The organism is Streptomyces sp. L-9-10, assembly GCF_004151105.1.
In the GTDB taxonomy this organism is placed as follows: Bacteria; Actinomycetota; Actinomycetes; order Streptomycetales; family Streptomycetaceae; genus Streptomyces.
The window spans coordinates 646,370-672,815 of record NZ_PHRF01000095.1 but is presented as its reverse complement, the minus strand read 5'-3'; the positions used below and the strand labels follow the sequence as shown (position 1 = coordinate 672,815).

At 71.9% G+C, this 26,446-nt stretch carries 28 protein-coding genes; 21 read left to right on the top strand and 7 right to left on the bottom strand.

All coding sequences use genetic code 11. The annotated features are described in order from the left end of the window. Positions 1 to 96: 96 nt before the first annotated feature. Positions 97 to 975, bottom strand: a complete 879-nt coding sequence (locus CU044_RS24430) for a hypothetical protein (RefSeq protein WP_129770848.1) — start codon at positions 973 to 975, stop codon at positions 97 to 99. Between the two features lie 92 nt (positions 976 to 1,067). Between CU044_RS24430 and CU044_RS24425 the strand changes: the two genes are divergently transcribed. The 4 genes from CU044_RS24425 (at position 1,068) to glmM (ending at position 5,586) form a co-directional block, all read left to right on the top strand. Then, positions 1,068 to 2,687 (top strand): ATP-binding cassette domain-containing protein, encoded by a 1,620-nt coding sequence (locus tag CU044_RS24425; RefSeq protein ID WP_129770847.1) that lies wholly within the window; start codon positions 1,068 to 1,070, stop codon positions 2,685 to 2,687. Between the two features lie 292 nt (positions 2,688 to 2,979). After that, entirely contained in the window at positions 2,980 to 3,423 is a 444-nt protein-coding gene (gene rplM / locus CU044_RS24420; RefSeq protein ID WP_129770846.1) for a 50S ribosomal protein L13, read from the top strand. A gap of 42 nt (positions 3,424 to 3,465) precedes the next feature. Further along, positions 3,466 to 3,993, top strand: coding sequence for a 30S ribosomal protein S9 (gene rpsI, locus CU044_RS24415; protein WP_030351459.1), 528 nt, complete (start codon positions 3,466 to 3,468; stop codon positions 3,991 to 3,993). A gap of 225 nt (positions 3,994 to 4,218) precedes the next feature. Beyond that, positions 4,219 to 5,586: a phosphoglucosamine mutase gene (glmM, locus tag CU044_RS24410; RefSeq protein WP_129770845.1), complete on the top strand. Its 1,368-nt coding sequence runs from the start codon at positions 4,219 to 4,221 to the stop codon at positions 5,584 to 5,586. Positions 5,587 to 5,712: 126 nt separating this feature from the next. On the opposite strand, the gene CU044_RS24405 is transcribed toward glmM, so the two are convergent. Both CU044_RS24405 and coaA read right to left on the bottom strand, forming a co-directional pair. Continuing rightward, on the bottom strand, positions 5,713 to 6,672 hold the full coding sequence (locus CU044_RS24405; protein WP_129770844.1) for a DUF389 domain-containing protein: 960 nt from the start codon (positions 6,670 to 6,672) through the stop codon (positions 5,713 to 5,715). Between the two features lie 28 nt (positions 6,673 to 6,700). Further along, on the bottom strand, positions 6,701 to 7,696 hold the full coding sequence (coaA, locus tag CU044_RS24400) for a type I pantothenate kinase (protein ID WP_129770843.1): 996 nt from the start codon (positions 7,694 to 7,696) through the stop codon (positions 6,701 to 6,703). Positions 7,697 to 7,827: 131 nt separating this feature from the next. Between coaA and glmS the strand changes: the two genes are divergently transcribed. From glmS to CU044_RS24365, 7 genes are all read left to right on the top strand, one after another. Then, the gene (gene glmS, locus CU044_RS24395; RefSeq protein WP_129770842.1) at positions 7,828 to 9,675 is read left to right on the top strand and encodes a glutamine--fructose-6-phosphate transaminase (isomerizing); all 1,848 of its coding nucleotides are present in this window, start codon (positions 7,828 to 7,830) and stop codon (positions 9,673 to 9,675) included. A 49-nt stretch (positions 9,676 to 9,724) separates the two neighbouring features. Next, on the top strand, positions 9,725 to 10,093 hold the full coding sequence (locus CU044_RS24390; protein ID WP_129770841.1) for a holo-ACP synthase: 369 nt from the start codon (positions 9,725 to 9,727) through the stop codon (positions 10,091 to 10,093). Positions 10,094 to 10,165: 72 nt separating this feature from the next. Then, on the top strand, positions 10,166 to 11,632 hold the full coding sequence (locus tag CU044_RS24385; protein WP_129770840.1) for an NAD(P)H-hydrate dehydratase: 1,467 nt from the start codon (positions 10,166 to 10,168) through the stop codon (positions 11,630 to 11,632). Between the two features lie 149 nt (positions 11,633 to 11,781). After that, positions 11,782 to 12,945, top strand: coding sequence for an alanine racemase (gene alr, locus CU044_RS24380; protein ID WP_129770839.1), 1,164 nt, complete (start codon positions 11,782 to 11,784; stop codon positions 12,943 to 12,945). Positions 12,946 to 13,100: 155 nt separating this feature from the next. Next, the gene (locus CU044_RS24375; protein ID WP_129770838.1) at positions 13,101 to 14,357 is read left to right on the top strand and encodes an alpha/beta hydrolase; all 1,257 of its coding nucleotides are present in this window, start codon (positions 13,101 to 13,103) and stop codon (positions 14,355 to 14,357) included. Continuing rightward, positions 14,329 to 14,955, top strand: a complete 627-nt coding sequence (gene tsaE, locus CU044_RS24370) for a tRNA (adenosine(37)-N6)-threonylcarbamoyltransferase complex ATPase subunit type 1 TsaE (protein ID WP_129770837.1) — start codon at positions 14,329 to 14,331, stop codon at positions 14,953 to 14,955. Before CU044_RS24375 ends, tsaE begins: the two co-directional genes overlap by 29 nt. Positions 14,956 to 15,156: 201 nt before the next feature. Beyond that, a complete protein-coding gene (locus tag CU044_RS24365) occupies positions 15,157 to 15,414 on the top strand; it encodes a hypothetical protein (RefSeq protein WP_129770836.1) in 258 nt (85 codons plus the stop codon). Between the two features lie 61 nt (positions 15,415 to 15,475). Here CU044_RS24365 and CU044_RS24360 read toward each other — a convergent pair whose 3' ends face one another. Beyond that, positions 15,476 to 16,033, bottom strand: coding sequence for a L,D-transpeptidase (locus CU044_RS24360; protein ID WP_129770835.1), 558 nt, complete (start codon positions 16,031 to 16,033; stop codon positions 15,476 to 15,478). 103 nt (positions 16,034 to 16,136) lie between these two features. Between CU044_RS24360 and tsaB the strand changes: the two genes are divergently transcribed. From tsaB to CU044_RS24340, 4 genes are all read left to right on the top strand, one after another. Next, positions 16,137 to 16,790, top strand: a complete 654-nt coding sequence (gene tsaB / locus CU044_RS24355; protein WP_129770834.1) for a tRNA (adenosine(37)-N6)-threonylcarbamoyltransferase complex dimerization subunit type 1 TsaB — start codon at positions 16,137 to 16,139, stop codon at positions 16,788 to 16,790. 140 nt (positions 16,791 to 16,930) lie between these two features. Continuing rightward, on the top strand, positions 16,931 to 17,410 hold the full coding sequence (gene rimI / locus CU044_RS24350; RefSeq protein ID WP_129770940.1) for a ribosomal protein S18-alanine N-acetyltransferase: 480 nt from the start codon (positions 16,931 to 16,933) through the stop codon (positions 17,408 to 17,410). Continuing rightward, positions 17,403 to 18,530 (top strand): tRNA (adenosine(37)-N6)-threonylcarbamoyltransferase complex transferase subunit TsaD, encoded by a 1,128-nt coding sequence (gene tsaD / locus CU044_RS24345; RefSeq protein ID WP_129770833.1) that lies wholly within the window; start codon positions 17,403 to 17,405, stop codon positions 18,528 to 18,530. The genes rimI and tsaD overlap by 8 nt, the downstream gene beginning before the upstream one ends. Beyond that, the gene (locus tag CU044_RS24340; protein WP_129770832.1) at positions 18,527 to 18,790 is read left to right on the top strand and encodes a hypothetical protein; all 264 of its coding nucleotides are present in this window, start codon (positions 18,527 to 18,529) and stop codon (positions 18,788 to 18,790) included. Before tsaD ends, CU044_RS24340 begins: the two co-directional genes overlap by 4 nt. A gap of 22 nt (positions 18,791 to 18,812) precedes the next feature. Here CU044_RS24340 and CU044_RS24335 read toward each other — a convergent pair whose 3' ends face one another. Together CU044_RS24335 and CU044_RS24330 are read right to left on the bottom strand one after the other, a co-directional pair. Beyond that, positions 18,813 to 19,334, bottom strand: a complete 522-nt coding sequence (locus tag CU044_RS24335; RefSeq protein ID WP_129770831.1) for a potassium channel family protein — start codon at positions 19,332 to 19,334, stop codon at positions 18,813 to 18,815. A 33-nt stretch (positions 19,335 to 19,367) separates the two neighbouring features. Beyond that, entirely contained in the window at positions 19,368 to 20,264 is an 897-nt protein-coding gene (locus CU044_RS24330; RefSeq protein WP_129770830.1) for a helix-turn-helix transcriptional regulator, read from the bottom strand. A gap of 226 nt (positions 20,265 to 20,490) precedes the next feature. Here CU044_RS24330 and CU044_RS24325 point away from each other — a divergent pair, with 226 nt between their 5' ends. The 4 genes from CU044_RS24325 (at position 20,491) to CU044_RS24310 (ending at position 23,504) form a co-directional block, all read left to right on the top strand. Beyond that, positions 20,491 to 21,504, top strand: coding sequence for an aldo/keto reductase (locus CU044_RS24325; protein WP_129770829.1), 1,014 nt, complete (start codon positions 20,491 to 20,493; stop codon positions 21,502 to 21,504). A gap of 47 nt (positions 21,505 to 21,551) precedes the next feature. After that, positions 21,552 to 22,313, top strand: coding sequence for an SDR family NAD(P)-dependent oxidoreductase (locus CU044_RS24320; RefSeq protein WP_129770828.1), 762 nt, complete (start codon positions 21,552 to 21,554; stop codon positions 22,311 to 22,313). 94 nt (positions 22,314 to 22,407) lie between these two features. Beyond that, positions 22,408 to 23,067: a hypothetical protein gene (locus CU044_RS24315; protein WP_129770827.1), complete on the top strand. Its 660-nt coding sequence runs from the start codon at positions 22,408 to 22,410 to the stop codon at positions 23,065 to 23,067. 71 nt (positions 23,068 to 23,138) lie between these two features. Beyond that, positions 23,139 to 23,504: a hypothetical protein gene (locus tag CU044_RS24310; RefSeq protein WP_129770826.1), complete on the top strand. Its 366-nt coding sequence runs from the start codon at positions 23,139 to 23,141 to the stop codon at positions 23,502 to 23,504. 62 nt (positions 23,505 to 23,566) lie between these two features. On the opposite strand, the gene CU044_RS24305 is transcribed toward CU044_RS24310, so the two are convergent. Next, a complete protein-coding gene (locus CU044_RS24305) occupies positions 23,567 to 24,877 on the bottom strand; it encodes a class I SAM-dependent methyltransferase (RefSeq protein ID WP_129770825.1) in 1,311 nt (436 codons plus the stop codon). Between the two features lie 116 nt (positions 24,878 to 24,993). Here CU044_RS24305 and CU044_RS24300 point away from each other — a divergent pair, with 116 nt between their 5' ends. Next, positions 24,994 to 25,950, top strand: coding sequence for a polysaccharide deacetylase family protein (locus CU044_RS24300; RefSeq protein WP_240045802.1), 957 nt, complete (start codon positions 24,994 to 24,996; stop codon positions 25,948 to 25,950). Next, positions 25,947 to 26,399 (top strand): hypothetical protein, encoded by a 453-nt coding sequence (locus CU044_RS24295; protein ID WP_129770823.1) that lies wholly within the window; start codon positions 25,947 to 25,949, stop codon positions 26,397 to 26,399. The genes CU044_RS24300 and CU044_RS24295 overlap by 4 nt, the downstream gene beginning before the upstream one ends. The last annotated feature ends 47 nt before the right edge of the window (positions 26,400 to 26,446 follow it).

The window sequence follows — 26,446 nt, the reverse complement described above, 5'->3', positions numbered from 1 at the left end:
CGCGGAGCGCGCCCGGGACCGAAGGCGGTACGGGCGACGCGGTGTTCGACCGGCGGTCACCGGGCGACGGGGGTGGTCAGGGGGTGACGGGCCCGGTCACGGGGCGACGGGCGCGGTGGCCGCGGCCGATGCCTGGGCCCTGCCCCGGGCGAGGATCTGGCGGAAGGCGAACTCCGCGATGTCGTCCCCGGTGGTGAAGACGTCCTTGTCCGAGGTGGTGACGTTCTTGCCCGAGGTGAAGCCGCCGACCGTGAAGTAGACGTACCTGCCGTACGAGTTGGTGGTCTTGCGGCAGACCGAGGGGGCCCGGCAGAAGGTCGGGACACCGGCGCCGGAGAGCGAGGCGATGCCGCCCTTCGCCTGGTCCTTGGCCTTCAGCGCCAGCGCCTCCGTCTCGAAGACCGCGACGCCGACGGTCACGGCGACCCCGCCCTTGCTGTACGTGGCGCGGATGACCTGGTCGCAGCTGTTCGAGGCGAGGATGGAGCCGAGCGCGCCCTGTGCCGCCGCCGCGCAGTTGGTGGTGCGGGCCGTGGCGCCCTTCGCGTAGGCGCGGTCGCTCATCGTGACCTTGTCGCCGGGGAAGAGGGTGCCGGCGCTCAGCGGCGCCTTGTCCTTGTCGGCGCTGGAGACGTAGTCCTTCGGGTTCGGCGGCGGCAGCGGCTCGACCGAGGAGAAGGTGGGCTCGGCCTCGGGACTGCGGTCCGGCAGATCGGTGGGTGTGGGCAGTTCGTTGGCGGTGTTCTGCGTACCGCGGTCGTTCCCGCCGTTCATGGAGACGACGGCGGTCGCCACGATCGCGGCTATCGCGCCGGTCGCGAGCACGCCGCCACCGATCATCAGCCAGCGTTTGCGGCGGGTACGCGCGGCGGAGGCGTCCGCGAGAGCGGCCCAGTCCGGTGTCTGTGTGCCGTGCGGGTCATGGTCCGGTGAACCGGGGCCGCCCCAGGAGGGCCCCCCTTGCCCAAAGCTCATGACGGGAGTTTAGACCGCCCGGTGACCGGGAAACCGCGCGGGAATCGGAAAAGGATTGGGCTCCGGCGCGACCTGCACGGACAATGCGGGACATGGGACATGTTGAGGCCGCGCATCTGGAGTACTACCTCCCCGACGGACGGGTGCTGCTCGCCGACGCCTCGTTCCGGGTCGCCGAAGGCTCCGTCGTCGCTCTCGTCGGGGCCAACGGCGCCGGCAAGACCACGCTGCTCAGGCTGATCGCGGGGGAGCTCCAGCCGCACGGCGGCACGGTCACGGTCAGCGGCGGGCTCGGTGTGATGTCGCAGTTCGTGGGATCGGTACGGGACGAGCGCACGGTCCGTGACCTGCTGGTCTCGGTCGCGCAGCCGCGCCTGCGGGAAGCCGCGGCGGCCGTGGACGCGGCCGAGCACGGCATCATGACGGTCGACGACGAGGCCGCGCAGATGCGGTACGCGCAGGCGCTGAGCGACTGGGCGGAGGCACGCGGCTACGAGGCCGAGACGGTCTGGGACATGTGCACGACGGCGGCGCTCGGCGTCCCGTACGAGAAGGCGCAGTGGCGCGAGCTGCGCACGTTGAGCGGCGGCGAGCAGAAACGGCTCGTCCTCGAAGCCCTGCTGCGCGGACCCGATCAGGTGCTGCTCCTCGACGAGCCGGACAACTATCTGGACGTGCCGGGCAAGCGGTGGCTGGAGGAGCGCCTGAAGGAGACCCGTAAGACGGTCCTCTTCATCTCGCACGACCGGGAGCTGCTGGCCAGGGCCGCCGAGAAGATCGTGAGCGTGGAGCCGAGCCCGGCCGGTTCCGACGTGTGGGTGCACGGCGGCGGGTTCGGTACGTACCACGAGGCCCGCAAGGAGCGCTTCGCGCGCTTCGAGGAGCTGAAGCGGCGCTGGGACGAGGAACACGCCCGGCTGAAGGCGCTGGTGCACCGGCTGCGGCAGCAGGCGGCGATCAGCCCCGACATGGCCTCGCGTTACCGGGCGATGCAGACGCGCTTCAAGAAGTTCGAGGACGCGGGGGCGCCGCCGGAGCCGCCGCGCGAGCAGGAGATCTCCATGCGGCTGCGCGGCGGCCGTACCGGCGTACGGGCCGTGACCTGCGAGAACCTGGAGCTGACCGGGCTGATGAAGCCGTTCTCGCTGGAGATCTACTACGGCGAGCGGGTCGCGGTCCTCGGTTCGAACGGCTCCGGCAAGTCCCACTTCCTGCGGCTGCTGGCAGGCGAGGACGTACGGCACACCGGAGGGTGGAAGCTGGGCGCGCGCGTCGTACCGGGCCACTTCGCACAGACCCACGCCCACCCCGAGCTGCTCGGCCGCACGCTGGTCGACATCCTGTGGACGGAGCACGCGAAGGACCGCGGCGGTGCGATGAGCGTGCTGCGCCGGTACGAGCTGGAGCGCCAGGGCGACCAGCCCTTCGACAAGCTCTCGGGCGGCCAGCAGGCGCGCTTCCAGATCCTGCTGCTCGAACTGCGCGGTACGACCGCGCTGCTCCTGGACGAGCCGACGGACAACCTGGACCTGGAGTCGGCGGAGGCCCTCCAGGACGGTCTTGAGGTGTACGACGGGACGGTGCTCGCGGTCACCCACGACCGCTGGTTCGCCCGCTCCTTCGACCGGTATCTGGTATTCGGCTCGGACGGGGTCGTACGGGAGACGCCGGAGCCGGTGTGGGACGAGCGCCGGGTGGTACGGGCGCGGTAGGCGTGGGGGCCGACGGCCGCGGCCCGCGCGGGCGCGGGCCCCCGTTTTGACCCGTACGGGGCAGCGACGGTATTCTTCTGGTTCGTTATGCGTATTGGCTTGGTCGTTCTCACGCGAGGGGCCCTTACGCCGGTCCACCGGGCCGATGGACAGCGGTAGGTGCGCGGGTTGCGTCCCCGAAGCACCACCAGGGCTGTCGTGATCGTCCGGGTGGTCCCTGTACAGGACCCGTCCCCTCAGCCCTGGGGGGCTGGGGGAGACCCCATCACTGAAGAAGCGAAGGCATACGACCGTGCGTACGTACAGCCCCAAGCCCGGCGATGTGACGCGCCAGTGGCACATCATCGACGCGCAGGACATCGTCCTGGGCCGTCTGGCGACCACCGCCGCCAACCTTCTGCGCGGTAAGCACAAGCCGATCTACGCGCCCCACGTCGACACCGGTGACTTCGTCATCATCATCAACGCCGACAAGGTGCACCTGTCCGGCAACAAGCGGACCCAGAAGCTGGCGTACCGCCACTCCGGTTACCCGGGTGGTCTGCGTTCCGTCCGCTATGACGAGCTGCTCGCCAAGAACCCCGAGAAGGCCGTCGAGAAGGCCATCAAGGGCATGATCCCCAAGAACACCCTGGGCCGTCAGATGCTCTCGAAGCTGAAGATCTACTCGGGTGACCAGCACCCGCACGCTGCGCAGCAGCCGGTCCCGTTCGAGATCACCCAGGTCGCGCAGTAGTTCCGGCCACCCCCTAAGACGAAAAGAAATCTGAGGAGCATCGTGGCCGAGACCACTGCAGAGACCCCCGTCGAAGCGCCTGAGGCGGAAGAGACGTATGCCGAGGTGACGACCTTCGAGTCGGAGACCCCGGTCGAGGGTGAGTACACCTCCGAGTCGCTGGCGTCCCGCTTCGGCGACCCGCAGCCGGCGGCCGGCCTGGGCCGTCGCAAGAACGCCATCGCCCGCGTCCGGATCGTCCCGGGCACCGGCAAGTGGAAGATCAACGGTCGCACCCTTGAGGAGTACTTCCCCAACAAGGTGCACCAGCAGGCTGTCAACGAGCCCTTCAAGGTGCTTGAGCTCGACAACCGCTACGACGTCATCGCCCGTATCTCCGGTGGCGGTGTCTCCGGTCAGGCCGGCGCCCTGCGTCTCGGTGTGGCCCGCTCGCTGAACGAGGCGGACGTGGACAACAACCGCGCCCCGCTGAAGAAGGCCGGCTTCCTGAGCCGCGACGACCGCGCGGTCGAGCGCAAGAAGGCCGGTCTCAAGAAGGCCCGCAAGGCGCCGCAGTACAGCAAGCGCTAAATCGCTCGCTTGCCGGTACCGGCATTACGGCCTCTCCGGCCGGTCTGTACGGCATTCGAACGCCCCGGCGGCACTCCGTGCTGCCGGGGCGTTCGTTTTATTGGTTACTCGGGCGTATAAAAGCATCAGGCGCTCAAAACTTTGCATGGGTTTGCGTTTTCGAAATCTTTTCGCTCGGGGCGATGTCGGTGATTGCCGGCTCCGGGTGTTCTCGGAGGGAGAGCTGTGGGACGACTCTTCGGCACGGACGGCGTGCGCGGTGTCGCCAACGCCGATCTGACGGCTGAGCTGGCGCTCGGCCTTTCGGTCGCGGCGGCGCATGTGCTCGCCGAGGTGGGCACCTTCGAGGGGCATCGGCCCACGGCGGTGGTCGGACGTGATCCTCGTGCCTCCGGTGAATTCCTGGAGGCCGCCGTCGTGGCGGGACTCGCGAGCGCGGGCGTGGACGTCCTGCGTGTCGGTGTGCTGCCCACCCCCGCGGTGGCGTATCTGACCGGGGTGCTGGGCGCGGACCTGGGCGTGATGCTCTCGGCGAGCCACAACGCCATGCCCGACAACGGCATCAAGTTCTTCGCGCGCGGCGGGCACAAACTCGCCGACGAGCTGGAGGACCGTATCGAGGCCGCCTACTACGAGAACACCGTGCACCGCACCGGCGCCCCCTGGGAGCGGCCGACGGGTGGCGGAGTCGGCCGGGTCCGCTCGTACGACGAAGGTTTCGATCAGTACGTGGCACATCTGATCGCGGTGTTGCCGAACCGGCTCGACGGGCTGAAGGTCGTCCTGGACGAGGCGCACGGCGCGGCGGCCCGGGTGTCGCCCGAGGCGTTCACCCGCGCCGGCGCCGAGGTCATCACGATCGGCGCCGAGCCGGACGGGCTGAACATCAACGACGGATGCGGCTCCACGCATCTCGGCCAGCTCAAGGCCGCGGTCGTCGAGCACGGCGCCGACTTCGGCATCGCGCACGACGGCGACGCGGACCGCTGCCTGGCCGTGGACGGCGCGGGCGAAGAGGTCGACGGCGACCAGATCCTCGCCGTGCTGGCCCTCGCGATGCGCGAGGCGGGCACACTGCGCGGCGACGCCGTGGTCGGGACGGTCATGTCCAACCTCGGGTTCAAGATCGCGATGGAGCGCGAGGGCATCCATCTCGTCGAGACCGCGGTCGGTGACCGCTACGTACTGGAGTCGATGAAGGAGCACGGCTACGCCCTCGGCGGCGAGCAGTCGGGCCACGTCATCGTCCTCGACCACGCCACCACCGGCGACGGCACCCTCACCGGCCTGATGCTCGCGGCCCGGGTCGCCGCGACGGGCCGTACGCTGGCCGACCTCGCGGGCGTCATGCGACGGCTGCCCCAGGTGCTCATCAACGTGCCCGACGTCGACAAGTCGCGGGTGACGACCTCCGCCGAACTGGCGTCGGCGGTCGCCGAGGCCGAACACGAACTGGGCTCCACGGGCCGCGTCCTGCTCCGCCCCTCGGGCACGGAGCCGCTGGTACGGGTGATGGTCGAGGCGGCGGACATCGACCAGGCGCGGTCGGTCGCGAGCCGGCTGGCGGACGCGGTGAAGTCGGCGCTCGGCTGAAGGCGTTGAGCCGATGCGGTGAAACGCTCCGGCGGCCCGGACCCATGGTGGGTGCGGGCCGCCATCCGGTTCCGGGCCCCCTCGGTCCGGGGCCGGTCAGGGCCGTACGGGGCGGTCCGGGGCCGGTCAGGGCCGTGCGCGGGGGACGCCCGTACGCCGTATGCGTCCCCGCTGCGTCGCCCACAGCGCCTTCTGGGTGAGCAGCGTGAGCGTCCCGGCGGCCACGATGCCCGCCAGGTTCAGCAGGAGCTGGCGGGTCGAGCCCCACACCTGCGTGAAGTCGCCGTAGCCGAGGGCGACCGCCGCGTTGGCCGCCGCCGGGACCGTCGTCACCGAGATGGCGACCCCCACCAGCGCGCCCGACTTCGCGGAGGTCAGCGAGAGCATCCCGGCCACGCCCGCGAGCGCCGCGACCACCAGCGAGAACAGGTCCGGGTTCCAGATGAACGAGGTGTTCGGCCGGTCGGCCTCCAGCATGGATTCCGTGAAGAGCCCGAAGCCGTCCATCACCAGCCCGAAGACGGTCGTCAGCCCCATCGCCACCGCGAACCCGGCGATCAGCGCGACCAGCGAACGCCACGCCAGCAGCGGGGCGCGCTGCACCAGCGCCGTGCAGATCCCGGCCAGCGGGCCGAACTCCGGCCCCACCGCCATCGCGCCCACGATCAGGATCGCGTTGTCCAGCACCACACCGCACGCCGCGATCATCGTCGCGAGGGCCAGGAACGCCAGATAGGTGAGGGAGAGCGAGGACTCCTCGTGGGTCACGTCCTCCAGCTGCTCCCACAGCACGGCGTCGGCGCCCTCGCCGGGCGCCTCGTCCTCCGCCTCGTCCGCCCGCTCCGACAGCGACAGGTCGATGCTCTCCACCGAGATCGAACCGGACCGGTCGATCCCGAGGGCGCGCAGCTCCACGATCAGTTCGTCACACGCCTCGCGCGCCACATCGCATGTGACCAGATCGCCCACCGGATCGCGGGAGGCCCCGGGCACGACGACGAGATGCGCGGTGCCGACGGTCCGCTCCACGGCGTGTACGACCTCGTCGGTACGGCCGGCCGGTACCAGCAGACGCAGATGCAGCACGCTGACAGCCCCTCAGCTCTTCGGATCCTCAGAGTTTGCGCAGTGACAGCCGCTGGACCTTGTGGTCGGGCCCCTTGCGCAGGACCAGTGTGGCGCGACCGCGCGTGGGCGCCACATTCTCCAGGAGATTGGGCTTGTTGATGGTCCGCCACATCGTCCTGGCGTAGTCGAGCGACTCCTCCTCGGAGACCTGCGTGTACTTCCTGAAGTACGAGGCGGGGTCCTGGAAGGCCGTCTCGCGCAGCTTGCGGAAGCGGTGGAGGTACCAGGTCTCGATGTCCTCGGCGCGGGCGTCGACATACACACTGAAGTCGAAGTAGTCGGCGAGACCGACCCTGGTCCTGCCGTCCTTGCCCGGCAGCGCGGGCTGGAGGACGTTGATGCCCTCGACGATGAGGATGTCGGGCTGCCGTACGGTGAGCAGCTCGCCGGGCACGATGTCGTAGATCAGATGCGAGTAGACCGGGGCCGTGACCTCGTCCTTGCCCGCCTTGATGTCCGCGACGAACCGGGTCAGCGCCCGGCGGTCGTACGACTCCGGGAAACCCTTGCGCGACATCAGACCGCGGGCCTTGAGCTCCTTCATCGGGAGCAGGAAGCCGTCGGTGGTGACGCGTTCGACCCGCGGGTGCTCCGGCCAGCGCGCGAGCAGTGCCTGCAACAGCCGGGCCACGGTGGACTTCCCGACGGCGACACTGCCCGCCACGCCTATGACGAACGGCGTACCGCGCTGGGCGCCGTGCCCGTTGCCCGCGTCCCCGAGGAAGGTGTTCAGCGCGCCGCGCAGCCCCGCCGTGGCCTGGACATAGAGATTGAGCAGCCGGGAGAGCGGCAGATAGACGTCCCGCACCTCGTCGAGATCGATGACGTCGCCGAGGCCGCGCAGCCGTTCGACCTCCTCGGCGGAGAGGGGCAGCGGCGTCTTGTCGCGCAGCGCGCTCCACTCGGCCCGGCTGAGGTCGACGTACGGGGTCGGCCCGTGCTCGGCCCGTCGTGGGGCGCTTGGTGGAGGCGAAGTGATCACCCCGCCATTGTCGGGGGTGCGGGGACCCCGTGGGTGGTGTGCTAGGTCACGTGGTCGGGGGAGCAGGAGGCGCATACGCCCGCGCACCGCTGGTCCACGAAGATCGACCGGTCAGCACCTAGGCTGCCGACATGTGCGGAATCGTGGGTTACGTCGGCGGACAGTCGGCGCTCGATGTGGTCATCGCGGGCCTCAAGCGGCTCGAGTACCGGGGATACGACTCCGCCGGAGTCGCGGTGCTCGCCGACGGCGGGCTGGCCGCGGCGAAGAAGGCGGGCAAGCTCGTCAACCTGGAGAAGACGCTGGTGGAACGGCCGTTGCCGAGCGGCACCACCGGTATCGGGCATACCCGGTGGGCCACGCACGGCGGCCCGACCGACGTCAACGCCCACCCTCATCTGGACAACGCGGGACGCGTCGCCGTCGTACACAACGGCATCATCGAGAACTTCGCCGCGCTCCGCGCCGAGCTGGCCGGGCGCGGCCACGACCTGGAGTCGGAGACCGACACCGAGGCCGTGGCGCATCTGCTCGCCGAGGCGTTCTCGTCGTGCGGCGATCTCGCGGAGTCCATGCGGCAGGTGTGCCGGCGGCTGGAGGGCGCCTTCACGCTCGTCGCCGTACACGCGGACGAGCCCGACGTGGTGGTCGGCGCGCGCCGCAACTCCCCGCTGGTGGTGGGCGTCGGGGACGGTGAGTCGTTCCTCGCCTCGGACGTCGCCGCGTTCATCGCCCATACGCGCTCCGCCATCGAACTCGGCCAGGACCAGGTCGTCGAGCTGCGCCGCGACGGCGTGGTGGTGACGGACTTCGACGGCGCGCCGGCCGAGGTCCGTTCGTACCACGTGGACTGGGACGCGTCCGCCGCCGAGAAGGGCGGCTACGACTACTTCATGCTGAAGGAGATCGCCGAGCAGCCCAAGGCGGTCGCGGACACCCTCCTCGGACGGATCGACGCCGAGGGCTCGCTGACGCTCGATGAGGTACGTATCCCGGCGGCCGTGCTGCGCGAGGCGGACAAGGTCGTCATCGTGGCGTGCGGGACGGCCTTCCACGCCGGGCTGATCGCGAAGTACGCCATCGAGCACTGGACGAGGATGCCCTGCGAGGTGGAGCTGGCCAGTGAGTTCCGCTACCGGGACCCGATCCTGGACCGGCGCACGCTGGTGATCGCGATCTCGCAGTCCGGCGAGACCATGGACACGCTGATGGCGCTGCGGCACGCCCGGGAGCAGGGCGCGAAGGTGCTGGCCATCTGCAATACGAACGGTTCGACCATCCCGAGGGAGTCGGACGCGGTCCTCTACACGCACGCGGGCCCCGAGGTCGCCGTCGCGTCGACCAAGGCGTTCCTGACCCAGCTCGTGGCCTGCTATCTGGTCGCGCTGTATCTGGGGCAGCGGCGCGGTACGAAGTGGGGCGACGAGATCAGGGCCGTCATCCGGGACCTGTCACGGATCTCCTGCGAGGTGGAGCGGGTCCTGGAGACGATGGAGCCGGTACGGGCCCTGGCGCGCTCGCTCAAGGACAAGCGGACGGTGCTGTTCCTGGGCCGGCACGTGGGCTATCCGGTGGCCCTGGAGGGCGCGCTCAAGCTCAAGGAACTGGCGTACATGCACGCCGAGGGGTTCGCGGCCGGTGAGCTGAAGCACGGTCCCATCGCGCTGATCGAGGAGGATCTGCCGGTGGTGGTGGTCGTACCCTCGCCGCGTGGCCGCTCGGTGCTGCACGACAAGATCGTGTCGAACATCCAGGAGATCCGGGCCAGGGGCGCGCGCACGATCGTGATCGCGGAGGAGGGGGACGACGCGGTGGTGCCGTACGCGGATCATCTGATCCGTATCCCCGCCACGCCGACGCTGCTTCAGCCGCTGGTCGCGACCGTGCCGTTGCAGGTCTTCGCGTGCGAGCTGGCGACGGCGCGCGGCAACGAGGTGGACCAGCCGAGGAACCTGGCGAAGTCCGTGACCGTGGAGTGAGCGGTGGGCGTGGAGTGCATACGGCCGACGGCCGGACAAGGAGCATGAGTTGATCATCGGGGTGGGGATCGACGTCGCGGAGATCGACCGGTTCGCGGAGTCCCTGCGGCGGACACCGCAACTGGCCGGCCGGCTCTTCTCGGAGGAGGAACTGCTGCTGCCGAGCGGCGAGCGGCGCGGAGTGGCCTCCCTGGCGGCGCGGTTCGCCGCCAAGGAGGCCGTGGCCAAGGCGCTGGGCGCGCCGGTCGGGCTGCGCTGGACGGACGCCGAGGTGTGCGTGGAGGACAGCGGGCAACCGCGGCTGCGGGTACGGGGGACGGTCGCGGCGCGCGCCGCGGAGCTGGGCGTACGGAGCTGGCATGTCTCGCTCAGCCACGATGCGGGGGTGGCGTCGGCCGTGGTGATCGCGGAGGGTTGAGGGGTAGGCGGGCGCACGCCGGCGGGCAACGGTGGGCGGGCGACAGCGGGCGAGGGTGGAAGGGCTGGTCGAATGCGTACGGCGTACAGCGTGGAGACGGTACGGAACGCCGAACGGGAGCTGATGGCACAACTCCCGGACGGCGCGCTCATGCAGCGCGCCGCCGCGGGTCTCGCCGCCGCCTGCGCGGGCCTGCTGCGGGATCTGCTGGGGCGGGTGTACGGGGCGCGGGTCGTCCTGCTCGCCGGCAGCGGGGACAACGGTGGTGACGCCCTCTACGCCGGGGCCAGGCTGGCCCGCCGGGGCGCCGCCGTCACCGTCGTGGAACTGGCCCCCGGCCGGACCCACGACGGCGGGCTGACGGCGCTGCTCGGCGCGGGCGGACGCGTCGCCGACGACCCCTTCGACGTACTGGCCGCCGCCGATCTCGTGCTGGACGGCATCACCGGCATCGGCGGACACGGCGGGCTGCGCGCCGACGCCGTACCGGTGGCACGGGCGGCCCGCGGCTCCGGCGCGGTGATCGTCGCCGTCGATCTGCCGAGCGGGGTCGAGGCGGACAGCGGGGAGGTGACGGGGGAGGCGCTGCGCGCGGATGTGACGGTGACGTTCGGTACGTACAAGCCGGGCCTGTTGATCGACCCGGCCAGGGAACACGCGGGCGCGGTACGGCTCGTGGACATCGGCCTCGCGCCGCATCTGCCGTCCGTGCCCGGACTGGAGGCGCTCCAGCACGAGGACGTGGCGCGGCTGCTGCCGGTGCCGACGGGCGAGAGCGACAAGTACCGGCGCGGTGTGGTCGGGGTCGTGGCCGGATCCGCGCGGTATCCGGGCGCGGCGGTGCTCGCGGTGGCGGGCGCGCTGCGGGGCGGCGCGGGCGCGGTCCGCTATGCCGGCCCCCGCGGCGACGCGGTGATCGCGCGCTTCCCGGAGACGCTGGTGCACGACGGACCGCCGTCGAAGGCGGGCCGGGTCCAGGCATGGGCGGTCGGCCCGGGGCTCGGGGACGCGCTGGGCGACGGCTCGGGCCCCGAGGCCGCGGTGGCGGACGTCCTGGCCACGGACGTGCCGGTGCTGGTGGACGCGGACGGGCTGCGGCTGCTGGACGCGGAGACCGTACGGCGACGTACGGCCCCGACCCTCCTCACGCCGCACGCGGGGGAGGCGGCGGCGCTGCTCGGGGTGGCCAGGGCGGAGGTGGAGTCGGGCCGGCTGACGGCGGTACGGGAGCTGGCGGCGCGGTACGGCGCGACGGTGCTGCTGAAGGGCTCGACGACACTGGTCGCGGAACCGGACCCGGCCGTCCCCGTCCGGGTCAACCCGACGGGGACGTCCTGGCTGGCCACGGCGGGCAGCGGGGACGTCCTCACGGGCCTGTCGGGCTCCCTGCTCGCCGCCGGCCTGCCGGCCCGCGACGCCGCGTCGGCGGCGGCCTATCTCCATGGCCTCTCGGCCCGGCTGGCGTCGAGGAACGCGCCGGTGGCGGCGGACGACGTGGCGGCGAACCTGCCGGAGGCGTGGCGGAACGTCGTGGGCTGAGCGGCGCTGTGCCGGGCGGCGCTGTGCCGGGCGGTGGTGCCGTGCCGGGCGGGTGCCGTGCCGGGCGGTGGTGTGCCGGGCCGTCGTGCCGTGCTGAGCGGCGGGGCGACGGCACCGGCCCCGGACACCGCTCTGAGAGACTGGGCACGATGACCGAAAACACGCATACTTCGGCCGGCGTCCGCGCGCGGGCCGAAGTCGATCTCGCCGCCCTGCGGGGCAATGTCCGCGCGCTGCGCTCCCGAGTGGGACCCGACGTCGCACTGATGGCTGTCGTGAAGTCCGACGGATACGGGCACGGCATGGTGCCCATCGCGCGGGCCGCCCTCGACGCGGGCGCCACCTGGCTGGGTACGGCCACCCCGCACGAAGCGCTCGCCCTGCGCGCGGCGGGCATCGAGAGCCGGGTCATGTGCTGGCTCTGGACGCCGGGCGACCCGTGGCGGGAGGGCATCGAGGCCGATCTCGACATGTCCGTCAGCGCGCTGTGGGCCCTGCGCGAGGTGACGGCGGCCGCGCGCGAGGCGGCGCGCCCCGCCCGTATCCAGCTCAAGGCGGACACCGGCCTCGGCCGGAACGGCTGCCAGCCCGCCGACTGGCCGGAACTCGTGGCCGCCGCGCTCGACGCCCAGGCCGCAGGTCTGGTCCGGGTCACCGGGCTCTGGTCCCACTTCGCGTGCGCCGACGAGCCGGGCCATCCCTCCATCGCCGCGCAGCTCGACGCGTTCCACGAGATGGTCGCGTACGCCGAGAAGGAAGGCGTCGAACCCGAGGTCCGGCATATCGCCAACTCGGCGGCCACGCTCACGCTCCCCGAGGCGTCCTTCGATCTCGTACGGGCCGGCATCGCCCTGTACGGGATCTCGCCGAGCCCGGAGCTGGGCACCTCCCGGGACTTCGGCCTGCGGCCCGCGATGACGCTCTCCGCCTCCGTCGCCCTGGTCAAGCGGGTGCCGGAGGGCCACGGCGTCAGTTACGGCCACCACTACGTCACGTCCCGGGAGACGACCCTCGGACTCGTACCCCTCGGTTACGCCGACGGCATCCCGCGCCACGCGTCCGGCCGCGGGCCCGTCCTCGTCGGCGGGGTGCGGCGGCGGGTGGCCGGGCGGGTCGCGATGGACCAGTTCGTCGTCGACCTCGGCGGCGACACCCCCGAGCCGGGCTCCACCGCCATCCTGTTCGGTCCCGGCGACCGCGGCGAGCCCTCCGCCGAGGACTGGGCCGAGGCGGCGGACACCATCGCCTACGAGATCGTCACACGCATCGGTTCACGCGTCCCGCGCGTCTATCTCAACGAGCGGTCCGTATGACAGCCCGCGCGACGGCCGGAACGAGGGGAACGAGTGGCCTGAATCGCCGCGTTGCCCGAATGAGTATGTTGAAGGGGTAACGGCCCGTGTGACCGCAGCCGGGTGGAGCTCAGTACGACGGGGAAGAATCCGGCGGGAACGACGAGGAGCGCACGGTGGGCGAGAGCAGCGTGGCGGGTGACGCGGCGGCCAGGGCGGCCGCCTCGGTGGCGTCGGTCACGGGCAACTGGCGCAAGGCCGGCGTCGCCGGAGCCGCGATAGGCGTGATCGCCGCTGGTGCGGCGGCCGGGGTCGCGATCGAGAGAATGACCGTCGGCCGCGGGATGCGCAGAAGGGCCCGGCTCGCACTCGACGCGTCGGGACCGTACGGCGCGCTGCGCGGCACCCCGGGCAAGGCGCTCGCCGACGACGGTACGGAGCTGTACTACGAGACCGACGAGGTCGATCCGGAGACCGCGTCCGGCGCGGATCCGGCGACCGCCCCGCGCCGCCGCAGGCTCTTCGGCCGGAAGACCCCCGCGCCGGTCACGGTCGTTTTCAGCCATGGTTACTGCCTCAGCCAGGACTCCTGGCACTTCCAGCGCGCCGCCCTGCGCGGACTCGTCCGTACCGTCCACTGGGACCAGCGCAGCCACGGCCGCTCCGCGCGCGGCGCCGCCCAGCAGGGCCCCGACGCGGTCCCGGTCACCATCGACCAGCTCGGCCGCGATCTGAGGACCGTCATCGACGCGGCGGCGCCCGAGGGCCCGCTGGTGCTGGTCGGCCACTCCATGGGCGGGATGACGATCATGGCCCTCGCCGACCAGTATCCGGAGCTGGTGCGGGAGCGGGTCGTCGGCGTCGCCCTCATCGGTACGTCCAGCGGGAAGCTCGGCGAGGTCAACTACGGTCTGCCGGTCGCGGGCGTGAACGCCGTACGCCGCGTCCTGCCCGGCGTGCTCAAGGCGCTCGGCTCCCAGGCCGAGCTGGTCGAGCGCGGCCGGCGGGCCACGGCGGATCTCTTCGCGGGCCTGATCAAGCGGTACTCGTTCAGCTCGAAGGACGTGGACCCGGCGGTCGTGCGGTTCGCCGAGCGGCTCATCGAGTCGACCCCGATCGATGTGGTCGCGGAGTTCTACCCGGCCTTCACCGATCACGACAAGGTGCAGGCGCTCTCGGTCTTCCTGGATGTCCCGGCGCTGGTCCTGGCCGGGGAGAGCGATCTGGTGACGCCCAGCACACACAGCGAGGCCATCGGCGATCTGCTGCCGGACGCGGAGCTGGTGCTCGTACCGGACGCCGGGCATCTGGTGATCCTGGAGCATCCGGAGGCCGTCACGGACCGGCTCGCCGACCTGCTGGCACGGGTGGGCGCGATGCCGGCAGCGGCTAACGTTGGCACGCATGGAAGCACCGCACAGCCCGGCGGCTGACGCCGCACCCGGCACCCGCCCCGCCCGTCCCACCGGGCCTCCCGCCGACCGTCCCGCCGTCCGCCTCACCGTCGAGAGCCCGGAGCGGATGCGGGAGCTGGGCCGCGGACTCGCGGCCCTCCTGCGCCCCGGCGATCTGGTGATGCTGACCGGCGAACTCGGCGCGGGCAAGACCACCCTCACCCGCGGCCTCGGCGAGGGCCTCGGTGTCCGTGGCGCCGTCACCTCCCCCACGTTCGTGATCGCCCGGGTCCATCCGTCCCTGGTCGGCGGCCCGGCGCTGGTCCATGTCGACGCGTACCGGCTGGGCGGGGGCCTTGACGAGATGGAGGACCTCGACCTGGATGTCTCGCTGCCGGACTCCGTGGTGGTCGTGGAGTGGGGCGACGGCAAGGTCGAGGAGCTGTCGGACGACCGGCTGCATGTGGTGATCCACCGGACCGTGGGCGGGGACACGAACGTGCACACGGACGCGGATACGAACATGGATACGGAAGCTGACCCGGGGGGCGGCGGCACTGACGAACGGCGCACGGTCACGCTGACCGGCTTCGGCAGTCGCTGGTCGGACGCGGATCTGGCCGCGCTGGCCCACTGAGCCGCCGCCGCTCCACCGCGCTGAGCCGCCGCTCCACCCCGCCGGGCCGTCCCGCCACCCCACTGATTCGGCCAGCCGCTCCGTACATTCCGACAAGACGTCGGCAAAATGTTGCGCGTGCCGTGCCGTACGTGGTGACATGGTACGGAGAAGTGGTTAGGTCTACCTAACTAGCCTGCCCCCGAACACCAGGAGGCATCCATGCCGGCGCCAGCACATGACCCGCGTCCGCGCTCCGCTTCGTATCTGACGAGATCCCTCTCGCCGTCGTCCGTGTCCATGAAGGATCTGCTGGCGTCCTGCGCGTCGGCGGCGGCCGTGTCCACGCCGCCGGGCGCGCCGTCGGCCGTGGCGGTCGCCGAAGCGGCGGCGGCCACGGAGGCCGAGGCCGGGGATCTGGAATCGCTGCGCGAGCGGGAACGGAGACGCGACGCCGCACGGGAGCGCGACGCCGCGTAAGAGGCGTAAAAGGCGTAAGAAGGCGGAGCAGCCGGGAAACCCCGGGGACAGGCGTCCCGGTCTACGGGACGACCACGACCTTGGAACCGACCGTCGCGAACGTCCACATCGCGTTTCCGTCCGCCACCTTCATCCTGACCCCGCCGGTCTTCAGCGTCGGATCGGGGCTGGACAGCGTGCCGTCCACCGCCGCGCTGAAGCCGATCGCGACATCGCCGACGAGCGCGAACCGCACGACATGCTCGATCCGCACCCCGTCCGAGCCCGTGACCGATCCCGACCGCGAGGTCACCTGGTACGAGCCGGGTTCGGGGCTGACGGTGCTCGGCATGACCGCGAACGTCCGCGTCACCCGCTCCTTCGCCTCCACCAGCCACACGCGCCGGTCGGCCAGCGCGTAGACGACCCGTACGCCCTCGCCCGACTCCGCGGGCAGGGCGTTCGGGTTCTTGGGTTTCTGCGCGGGGGCCCCGGCTGCGCCGGAGGGGGCTGTCCTGGGTGTCTTGGGCTTGGCGAGGGTGTCGGGGACATGCGCCGACGCCTGGTAGGCGAGGAAACCGACCACGGCGATGGCAGCCGCGGTGAGCCCGGCCACGATTCCCGAGCTGCTCCTGGACACCTTGATCCACCTCTCGTACGTATGACTCCGTGGTGACGTTAGCAGCAGGCGGCTGACGGGACGGGGCGCCGTGCCTTGGGGCCGGGAGCCGTAGGCTGTTTGCGTGCTTCTGCTCGCCGTTGATACCGCCACGCCCGCCGTCACCGTCGCCCTCCACGACGGCAGCTCCGTCCTGGCCGAGGAGAGCCAGGTCGACGCGCGCCGCCATGGGGAACTGCTGCTGCCCGCCGTCGACCGGGTCCTCGCCGGGGCCGGGCTGAAACCGGACGCGGTCACGGACGTGATCGTCGGCGTCGGCCCCGGACCGTACACAGGGCTGCGCGTCGGCCTGGTCACGGCGCTGACCCTCGGCTCGGCGCTCGGGGTGCCGGTGCGGGGGCTGTGCACGCTGGACGGGCTCGCGTACGCCTCCGGGGCCGGGAGCCCCTTCGTCGTCGCGACGGACGCGCGGCGCAAGGAGGTCTACTGGGCGCGCTACGCCGACGCCCGTACCCGGCTGACCGAACCGGCCGTCGACCGGCCCGCCGATATCGCGGAGGCGGTCGCGGGGCTGCCCGCCGTCGGCGCGGGGGCGCTGCTCTACCCCGGCACCTTCCCGGACGCCCGCGGCCCCGAGCACCAGTCCGCGGCGGCGCTCGCCTCGCTGGCGGCGGAGAGACTGGCCTCCGGCGGGGAGTTCCTGCCGGCGCTGCCGCTCTATCTGCGCCGGCCGGACGCGCAGGTGCCCAAGAACTACAAGGTGGTCACACCGAAGTGACGGACGCGACGGATGCGGCCGACGGGACTGCGGCCGACGTGAGCGCGGCAGACCTGAACGCGGCTGACGTGAACGCGGCCGGTGCGGCCGGTGCGGCCGGGGCGGCCGGGGACGCGGCTCCCGTCGTCGCCCTGCGCGAGATGCGCTGGTGGGACATCGAGCCGGTGCTCGCGCTCGAACGCGAGCTCTTCCCCGAGGACGCCTGGTCCCCGGGCATGTTCTGGTCGGAACTGGCCCACACGCGCGGCCCCCGGGCCACCCGCCGCTATGTGGTGGCCGAGACGGCGGAGCCCGGCAGCGCCCGGATCGTCGGCTACGCGGGCCTCGCCGCGGCCGGCGGACTCGGCGACGTACAGACCATCGCCGCCGTCCGCGACCAGTGGGGCACCGGCCTCGGCTCCCGGCTGCTCACCGATCTGCTTCAGCACGCCACCGCCTTCGAGTGCGAGGAGGTACTGCTCGAAGTGCGGGTGGACAACCTCCGCGCGCAGCGGCTGTACGAGCGGTTCGGCTTCGAGCCGATCGGATTCCGGCGCGGCTACTACCAGCCGGGCAATGTCGACGCGCTCGTCATGCGCCACCACGTGAAGACCCATCAAGGAACTGAGACCCATGGCTGACGAACCCCTCGTCCTCGGTATCGAGACCTCCTGCGACGAGACCGGCGTCGGGATCGTACGGGGGACGACCCTGCTCGCCGACGCCATCGCGTCGAGCGTCGACGAGCACGCGCGCTACGGCGGTGTGGTGCCGGAGGTCGCCTCCCGTGCGCATCTGGAGGCGATGGTGCCGACGATCGAGCGCGCGCTGAAGGAGGCGGGGGTCTCCGCGCGTGATCTGGACGGGATCGCCGTGACCGCGGGCCCCGGTCTCGCGGGCGCGCTGCTGGTCGGGGTCTCGGCGGCGAAGACGTACGCGTACGCGCTGGGCAAGCCGCTGTACGGGGTGAACCACCTGGCCTCCCACATCTGCGTCGACCAGCTCGAACACGGCCGGCTGCCCGAGCCGACCATGGCGCTGCTGGTCAGCGGTGGCCACTCCTCGCTGCTGCTCGCGCCGGACATCACGGCCGATGTACGGCCGATGGGCGCGACGATCGACGACGCGGCGGGCGAGGCGTTCGACAAGATCGCGCGGGTGCTCCAGCTGGGGTTCCCCGGCGGCCCGGTGATCGACCGGCTGGCGCGGGAGGGCGACCCGTCCGCGATCGCGTTCCCGCGCGGACTGACAGGACCGCGCGACGCGCCGTACGACTTCTCCTTCTCCGGCCTGAAGACCTCGGTGGCCCGCTGGATCGAGGCGAAGCGGAACGCGGGCGAGGAGGTGCCCGTACGGGATGTGGCGGCCTCGTTCCAGGAGGCGGTGGTCGACGTACTGACCCGGAAGGCCGTCCGCGCCTGCAAGGACGAGGGCGTGGACCATCTGATGATCGGCGGCGGCGTCGCGGCCAACTCCCGGCTGCGCGCGCTCGCGCAGGAGCGCTGCGAGCGGGCGGGCATCCGGCTGCGGGTGCCGCGCCCGGGGCTGTGCACGGACAACGGCGCGATGGTGGCGGCGCTGGGCGCGGAGATGGTGGCGCGCAACCGGCCGGCGTCGGACTGGGAGCTGTCGGCGGACTCGTCGCTGCCGGTGACGGAACCGCACGTGCCGGGGCAGACGCATGACCACCAGCACCAGCACCAGTACCCGCACGATCACGACCATGTGCACGAAGTGGCGAAGGACAACCTGTACTCATGACGGTCGCGCTGATGTGGGAGGCGAAAGCGGCACCCGGACGGGGCGCGGAGCTGCTGGAGTGGGCGCGGTCGCGGTCGCGGGACCTGCCGGACGCCCCCCTCCGCCGCGAACTGCTGCGCGCCCCCCAGGACCGCGTCCTGGTCATCACCTGGTGGGACGCCCCCTACGACGCGGAACTCCCGGAACTCCCGTCCCCGCCCCCGGACCTCCTCGCCCGCCCACCCCACCGCTGGCGCTTCGAGTCGGTCACGGCGGAATAGCCGGCGGTGGGGGCCGGTCAGGTCAGGGGTCCCCCGCGCGGGGATCCTCCGGGGGCGCGGGGCCGCCGCGGGCCATGAGCAGGCGCTCCAGCCGGTCGAAGCGTTCGTGGAGGGCGCGTGTCTCCTCCGAGACCCCCGCCCTTCCCTCGTGCTCCGCGTGTTCGACGGCCAGCGCGAGCTGGCGCGCGTGCCGGGCGGCCCCGCCGACGAACCAGGTGGCGACGGACGCCGTCACGATGCTGAACACGGAGATCCCGGCGAGCATCACCACACTGGCGATGACGCGCCCCGGCGCGGTGACGGGATACAGGTCCCCGTACCCCACGGTGGTCGCCGTCTCGATCGACCACCACAGGGCGAGGGGGAAGGACGTGATGGTCGCGTGCGGCGCCGCCACCTCGAACGGGACGATGATCCAGGAGCCGGCCAGCAGGATGACGACGACGGCCAGTGAAGCCCACGCCGCCGCTCTCACATGCAGCCGCTGCCAGCGCTCACTGCCCAGCAGCCGTCTCAGCAGGTACGCGAAGGACAGCGGTGGCATGGGCGGACCTCGTTCGGCTCGATCGCCCCGAAACTACCCGGCCGTGCCCTGCCCGGTCCGTCTGACACTCGCGGAAGCGTTCACGGGAACCGAGGGCGCGCTGAGGGAGCCGAGCAGCCGCAGTGACTGGGCCGAGGCCGAATCCGGTTCGGGGCTGAGGAGGTTGAGCAGCTGGTCGGGCTCGTCGGGGAAGGTCAGCGTCTCGCAGTGGAGGACCAGGTCACCGACCGCGGGGTGCCGTACATGCTTCGTCCTGTGTGTCGCGTACCGGACGTTGTAATCGGCCCACCAGCGCCGGAAGTCCGCGTCCTGGACGGACAACTCGCCGATCAGCGCGGCCAGTCGGGGATCGTGCGGGAAGAGGCCGCTGTAGCGGCGCAGATTGGCGACGCAGTCCTCCGCCATCTCCGCCCACTCCGCGTACCGCTCGCGCGCGGTGGGGTCGAGGAAGACATAGCGGGCGAAGTTGCGCTCACCGGCGGGCAGCGCGTCGAAATCGGTGAGCAGCGCGTGCGCCAGCTGGTTGGAGGCGAGGACGTCCATCCGGTGACCGATCAGGAACATCGGTACGTGGTCGAGGGTCGCCAGCAGGGCGAGCAGTCCGGGCCTGATCCGCTGCGTGGCGGGTGATCTGCGGCGGGAGTGGCCCCGGGGCGGCCTGGCCAGCTCGATGAGATGGTCGCGCTCGACGGCGTTCAGCCGCAGGGCGCGCGCGACGGCGTCCAGGACGCTGTCGGAGATGTTGAGATGGCGGCCCTGCTCCAGGCGTCCGTAGTAGTCGGCGCTGACGCCCGCCAGATAGGCCACTTCCTCGCGCCGCAGACCGGGCACCCGGCGCGGGCCCGGATGCGCTTGTACGCCGGCCTGCTCCGGGGTGATCCGGGCGCGCCTGGTGCGGAGGAAATCCCGCAGTTCCGCGTTGCGCTCCATTCGTACGACTGTAGCCGCACGAGTGGAACGTACAGGCGGGTGAAGGTGGGTCTGTCAGACCTGGTCGGGGAGGGCCCGGGTCCGGCCATGTCCGGTCCGGGCAGGGTGCGGCCGAGGTGGTGCGGGAGGCGATGCGCGGTGGTTGTGTGGAAGGAGCGGCGGCCGGCACCGTCCAGCCCTTCCGCCCCAGCCCCAGCCCCTCTTCGACCCCTCAAGGAACACAGCGATGACGCACGTCCCCACCACCACACTCGGCGACGGGCTCGCGGTCAGCGCGCTCGGCTACGGAGCGATGGGCCTGTCCGAGGTCTACGGCCACGCCGAGGAGTCGGAGTCCCTGGCCACCCTGCACCACGCGCTCGACCGTGGCGTGACGTTCATCGACACGGCCGATGTGTACGGCGCGGGACAGAACGAGCGCCTCGTCGGACGGCTCCTCGCCGAGCGGCGCGCGGAAGTGACCGTGGCCAGCAAGTTCGGCATCGTCCTCGGCGAGTCCGGCATGGGCACGGAGGGGATGACGACGCGCGGTGACGCCGCGTACGTACGGGCCGCCGCGGACGCGACGCTGGAGCGGCTGGGCGTCGGCACCATCGATCTGTACTACCTGCACCGCCGCGATGTCTCCGTCCCCGTCGAGGAGACGGTCGGGGCCATGGCGGAGCTGGTCGCGCAGGGCAAGGTCCGGCATCTGGGACTGTCCGAGGTGACCGCCGACGAACTGCGGCGGGCACACGCCACGCATCCGATCGCGGCCGTGCAGAGCGAGTGGTCGCTCTGGAGCCGCGATGTGGAGCGGGCGGTGGTGCCGACGGCGGCCGAACTGGGCGTGGGGTTCGTCCCGTACTCCCCGCTGGGGCGCGGGTTCCTCACCGGCACGCTCACGGACCGGGCCGCGCTGGCCGATGACTGGCGCGCGGGGCTGCCCCGCTTCTCGGCGGACGCCTTCGACCGCAACCAGGCCGTCGTACGCGCGGTCCGGGGCCTCGCGGCCGAGCTGGGCGCCACCCCCGCGCAGGTGGCGCTGGCCTGGCTCCGTGCACAGGGGGAGCGGTTCGGACTGCCGGTGGTGCCGATCCCCGGTACGCGGCGGGCCGCCCGGGTCGACGAGAACATCGGATCGCTGGACGTCGTTCTCGACGGGGAGCAGCTGGGACTGCTGAGCGGGCTGGCCGAGGGCGTGGTGGGGCGCCGCTCGGACAACGACGACCCGAACTGGGTCTCGGACACCCGCGAATGATGACTACGGACGCGACGGACCCAGAGGGAAAGAGAGCGGAACAGAACATGAGCGGACGCTTGGACGGAACGGTCGCGCTGGTCACCGGCGCGAGCAGCGGTATCGGTGAGGCGACGGCCCTGTCCCTGGCCGCCGAGGGCGCGTCGGTCGCCGTCGTGGCCCGCCGGAAGGACCGGCTCGACGATCTCGTGGCCCGTATCCGGGACGCGGGCGGCAGCGCGCACGCGTTCGGCGCGGACATCACCCGGGCGGGCGAGGGCGAGGCGGTCGTCACCCGGGCCGTGCAGGAACTGGGCCGCCTGGACACCGTCGTGAACAACGCGGGCGTGATGCTGCTCGGGCCCGCGCTGGACACCCCGGTCACGGAGTGGCAGCGGATGGTCGACCTCAATCTGTCGGCGCTGCTCCGCGTGACGCACACCGCGCTGCCGCACCTGGTGTCGGCCGCCGCCGACGGGCCGCGCGGGGTCGCCGACCTGGTGAACATCAGCTCCGTCGCGGGACGGGTGGCCACCGCCGGAGCGGCGGTCTACAACCTGACGAAGTTCGGGGTGGCGGCGGTCAGCGAGGCGCTGCGCCAGGAGCTGGCGGGCAAGCACGTACGGGTGAGCGCGGTGGAGCCGGGCGCGGTGGTCACGGAGCTGACCCACCACCTCGGGGACGGGGTGCGCGACACCATCGAGGCCTGGTACGGCGGGATGGAGAGCCTGCGGCCGGAGGACATCGCGGACGCGATCGAGTACATCGTGACCCGGCCGCGCCGGGTGGCGGTCAACGAGATGCTGATCAGGCCGACGGAACAGGTCTGACCGGACCCGCCCGCGCGGGGCCCCTGGCGCCTCGCCGGGCCCCGCGTCCGACCCCGCTCCGTCGGCGCCGCTGCGCACCGCTAACCTCTGGCGAATGATCAGCCGCGCTCCGCTGCCGCCGCCCCCGCCCGAGGAGCCGGGCCCGTGGCCCGATCACGCCGCGCGGCTCGCCGAGCGGGCCGAGGCCATGGTGGAGCTGAGCAGACGCGGTCTCTCCCTCGGACGCCTGGTGGCGCTCTGGCTGGCAGGGGCGCTCGCCGTGGTCGGCTGGGCGGCCGTCGGGGCGGCGATCCAGAGCTTCGAGGGCGGCGGTCTCGGTCTGATGACCGGAGTGGTCCTGCTGGGCCTCGCGGCGGTCCTCCTGGTCCCGGCGGCGGTCGCGGTCGGCTTCTGGCTGAGCCGGGGCCGTCTCATACGGGAGCGGCTGGCCGCCTGGGCGGAGTCGGCCCCGGAACGTGTGACGGACCTCCGTGTGGGCGCGCACCGGCGGTCCGTGATGTGGCTGCTGCCCTCGGTGCTGCTGTGTCTGGTGGGGGTGTGGGCGACGGGCCGGGCCCTGGCCGAGGCCGTGAGCGGGGGCGCGACCGGCCGCGAATCGGTCACGCTGGGTGAGACGGCGTACGCGCTGGGGCTCGGCGGGACCCTCCTGGTGACCGGTCTGCTCGGGCTGGTCCCGTCGGTCAGGCATCAGTGCTGGTCAGGGCGGTTGATGAGGCCGGCGCTGATCCGTGGCGGCGGAGGCGCGCATCGCTGAGGCCGGTCTTACCGTGTCCGTCCTATCCTGAAGAGGGAACGCATGCGCCATTCAGGGTTAAGGGGCGGCGGATGGAATGGGTTTGGTGGATTTTCGTCTTCTTCCTCGTGGGCGGCTTCGGCTGGATGACCGACACGGGCCGTACAGCGTTGCGGACCCGGCACGAACGAAGAATTGAGCGCCTCAAGCTCCAGGAGCACGAACGGCTGGCCATCGAGCAGGCCAACAAGCCCCCGGAGCCCGTGTGCGGCTGCTCGCACCATCTGGCGAAGCACGACCGGCGGGGCAAGTGCCACGAGGACGTGGAGGTGCCGATGGAGTGGGACGAGAACAAGAAGCCCCTGCGGTACGAGCGCCGGCAGTGCAACTGCCAGCAGTACATCGGCCCGCAGCCGCTCTCACAGATCTACGCGGACGAGCTGACGGACCTGAACTGACGGACCTGAACTGACGGGCCGGAGTCGACGGGCCGGAGCTGACCCGGGCGGGCACGCGAGGCCTACGCGACCGGATGACCTATGAGCATCGTCGGCGCGCCCGCGACCCTGGTGAGGAAGACCGTCGTCGCGTGGGGACCTCTGAGTTTGAGGCGCCGGCGCAACTCCTCGGGCTCCACTGCCGAGCCGCGCTTCTTCACGGTGAGCACGCCGACCTCGCGCTCGCGCAACAGAGCCTTCAGCTTCTTGAGCCCGAAGGGGAGTTGGTCGGTGATCTCGTAGGCCGTGGCGAACGCGGTCGGGCGCGGTTCGTCGGCCGTGATGTACGCGATCGTCTCGTCGATCAGCCCGCCGTCCAGGTCCTCGGCGACCTCGGCGACCAGATGCGCGCGGATGACGGCGCCGTCCGGCTCGTACAGGAAACGCCCGACCGGCCGCACCGCCGGGTCGGGCAGACCGCGGCCGATGAGGGTGGCGCCGGAGGGCAGGAGGGTGGCACGGCGCGTACCGGGGACGACGCTCTCCTGGCCCCCGCGCCCGACTCCGTCCCCGTCGTCCCTGTTCGCATCCCCGCGCCCGCGCTCGGCCTCGCGCCGGTGCCAGAGCACGGCTTCCTTCACGTCACCGCCGTCCGAGATCCACTCGGCCTCGAAGTCGTCGGGGATCAGTTCGTGCGGGATGCCGGGCGCGATCTTGACCGCGCCCGCGCCGGTTCCGCGTACCGCGTCGACCGCCCAGGACAGCGGCGGTGAGTACGCCTCCGGATCGAAGATCCTGCCCCGGCCGCCGCGCCGCGCGGGGTCGATGAAGAGGGCGCCGGCCCCGGTCGTGTCGTACTCCAGGACATCCGCCCGGGTCACCGCGACGGGCGGGCCGTCCGGCACCAGGGTGCGCACATTGGTGAGGGCGATCTCGCAGGTCAGCGGGTCGAGATCGACCCCGGTCACGGCGAGGCCCGCGCGGGCCAGCTCGATCGCGTCGCCGCCGATGCCGCAGCAGAGGTCCGTGACCCGGGCGCCCGGTGCGAGGGCGCGGAACCGGGCGGCCCGGTGGGCGGCGACGCTGCCGCGCGTGGCCTGCTCGACACCGTTCGGCGTGAAGTACATGCGGTACGCGTCCTCCGCGCCGAACTTCGCCACCGCGCGCTGGCGCAGCCGCGCCTGCGCCAGCGCCGCCGACACCAGCTCGGCCGGGTGTTCACGGCGCAGCCGCGTGGCGAGGGCGAGTTCCTGGGCCGGATCGTGGTCGCGCAGTTCGGCGAGCAGGGCCTGTCCCTCGGCGGAGAGGAGGGGCGCGAGGAGCGGCGTGGGAGGAGCCGGAACGGGAGGGGGCGAGGCGGCGGGAGAGGAGGCGCGGTCGGTCACCCGGTCCATTGTGGGCCAGCCGGGGGACGGTACGCGCCGGGGCGGCGGTGTCGGGCGCGCGGAGGCTCCGCGCGCTGACAGGATGCGACGCCATGCAGCTAGTACGACAAAAAGAAGAAACGATCATGCAAGCCGCATACCGTGCACCGGGATGCGGACGATGGCGCGGCCGTACGGTCCTGGTCACACTGCTGGTCGCCGCCCTCGGCTCGGGATGCGCCGCCGGATCCGGCGAACCGGTGAAGTCCGCGCACGGCGCGTCCGCCGCCGGGAAGCCGGGCCAGGCCGCCGCCGGGGCGCCGCACGAGCTGAAGGCGGCCGAACTGGACGCGCTCTACGCGCCCGAGAACGTACGCCGCACGCAGGCCGTGCGCGCGGTCGCGGCGAAGAAGTGGGGGCTCGCGAGCACCCCCCTGCCCGCGCCCCGGCCGCCCGCGGTCAAGCCGGACATCAGCACGCGCGAGGGCTTCGAGGTCGAGGGCGGTGAGGACCTGCCACCGCTGTTCACCACCGTCCCGGTCGACGGCAAGAAGGTCGTCTTCCTGACGATGGACGACGGCTCGGAGAAGGACCCCGAACTGCTGCGGATGATGAGCGAGCTGAAGATCCCGTACACCGCTTTCCTCAGCGATTACGTCATCAATGACAACTACGGCTACTTCAAGCAGATGCGGGACCGCGGGGTCGCCATCCAGAACCACACCCTCAACCACCCGTACATGCCCGGCCTGTCGTACGAGGAGCAGAAGCGGGAGATCTGCGGCCAGCAGGACCTGCTGGAGAAGAACTACGGGAAGCGGCCCACGCTCTTCCGGCCGCCGTACGGCAACTACAACGCCGACACGCTGCGCGCCGCCAAGGAGTGCGGGATCAAGGCCGCGCCGATCTGGGCGTCCGAGGCGTATCCCGACCACATGGAGTGGCGCGAGTGGGACCGGGACATGCACCCCGGTGACATCATCCTGACCCACTTCCGCGGGCGGGACGAGTGGAAGGGCACCATGCCCGACATGATCCGCCATGTGATGAAGGTCGTCACGGACAAGGGATACGCCGTCGGCAAGCTGGAGGACTACGTATGAGACCCGCGCACCGGCTGCTGGCCGGGGTGCTGGCCGCCGGTGCGCTCCTCGCGGCCGGCTGCGCGCAGTCGGCCGACGCGATGGACCCGATGGACCCGATCGAACGGCTCGGCCGCAAGGCGGCGCAGGGGGTGAGCCCGCACGACTCGGTCCCGTCCCGGGTGCCCGTGCCGCTGCCGGGGCCGGGCCCGGGATCGATGACCCCGTCCACGGACCCGTCCACGGGCGCGTCCGTGGACCCGTCCGGGCCGGGCGCTCCCGTACGCCCCGTCTGCGGGCTGCACGAGATGTCGCCCGCGCCGTCGCCGGCACCGCCGCTCGCGCACCCGATCGCGCCGCCGTCCCCGCTGCTGTCCACGCCCTCGCCGCCGTCGCCACCGCTCCGGCACTGCCCCTCGGTCCTGCCGGGTTCGTACGGAACCCCGGCCCCCGGAGCCGCGTTTCCGTAGGTGGGAAAGATCCGCCACGACCGCGCTCATTGGCACTCCGCTTGACC